General features: G+C 29.7%; 1 protein-coding gene. It reads right to left on the bottom strand.

Annotated features, from left to right (window positions below; all coding sequences use genetic code 11):
• Positions 1-1,295: NCS2 family permease (locus BN899_RS16395; protein ID WP_042277705.1), on the bottom strand; the 1,295-nt coding region annotated here is incomplete at its 3' end.
• Between the last annotated feature and the right edge of the window lie 229 nt (positions 1,296-1,524).

The following is a 1,524-nucleotide window of genomic DNA, read 5'->3' as shown; positions in this document are numbered from 1 at the left end:
GAAAGTATTATTAATGATAAATTTATTTCTTTAGCTCTTTTAGTTGCTATTTTTAAAACTACATATGATATTATTCCAAATATTATACCATCAGCTATGCTATATGCAAGTGGCATCATTGCAAATGTTAAGAATGCTGGTATAGCATTTGTGAAATCACTAAAATCTATTTCTTTAAGAGAACTCGCCATCATAACCCCTACTAATATAAGTACTGGAGCTGTTGCTTGCGTTGGTATTGCAGTAAATACTGGAGCAAAGAATAATGATAGTAAGAATAATAATCCAGTTGTAACTGCTGTTAATCCAGTTCTTCCACCATCTCCTATACCTGCTGCACTTTCTACATAAGCTGTAACAGTTGAAGTTCCAAGTAAAGCTCCTGAAGTAGTTGCTACTGCATCTGCAAATAAAGCTTGCTTTGCTTTTGGTAATTTTCCGTTCTCATCTAGCATATTTCCTTTTGAAGCTACTCCTACTAAACATCCTACTGTATCAAATAAATCTACAAATAAGAATGTAAATACTACTACAACCATATCTAAACTAAATATTTGTTCTGCTGGTACTGATAAAGCTTGTAAAAATACTGGCTTTAATGATGGAGCTGCCGAAACTATTCCCTTAGGTAATTCTACTAAACCAGCTACCATACCTATTGCAGATATTGTTATCATCGCTAAAAGGAATGCTCCTTTTACATTTTTAGCTATTAAAACTGCTGCTAATAATAATCCTACTATTGTTAATAAAACTAATGGATCTTTTAAATTTCCTAAAGCAAGTATTGTTGCTCCGTTAACAACTATTCCTGCATTTGATAATCCTATAAATGCTATAAATAATCCTATCCCAGCTGTAACAGCATGCTTTAATACTGATGGTATACAGTCTATAATCTTTTCTCTAACATTTGTTATTGTAAGTAATATAAATATAATTCCTTCTATTAAAACTGCACATAGTGCAAATTGCCAACTGTATCCCATTCCTAAAACTACTGTATAAGCAAAGAATGCGTTAAGTCCCATACCTGGTGCTAATGCTATTGGATAATTTGCTAATAATCCCATTACAGTACTTCCTATAAAGGCTGCTATTGCTGTTGCTGCAAATACAGCTCCTCTATCCATACCTGCATCTGCTAGTATGTTAACATTAACAACTAATATATATGCCATTGTCATAAATGTCGTAATGCCTGCCATAATTTCTGTTTTTACGTTTGTATTATGTTCTGATAACTTAAATACTCTATCTAATACATTTTTGTTAGCCGTTTGTGTGACTTGCATATGGTACCTCCTAATTCATTTTTTATAATATAAATCGTTCGTTTTATTCTTAACTTTACATACTTATTATATATAATAATTCATACTTTATCAATAGTTTTTAAACTTTTTATATTTTTTAAAAATAATAGTTCGTAATAATATTAATATTAAATATATTTTTCTATACTATAATTAGGATTTATTATATTTATTAAATTATTTTAATTAAATCGAAAAACAAAAATGC

It is taken from the genome of Faecalimicrobium dakarense, assembly GCF_000499525.1.
GTDB classification, from domain to species: domain Bacteria; phylum Bacillota; class Clostridia; order Peptostreptococcales; family Peptostreptococcaceae; genus Faecalimicrobium; species Faecalimicrobium dakarense.
Note: the sequence above shows the minus strand (reverse complement) of the source record. Positions and strands in the feature narration are given on the sequence as shown.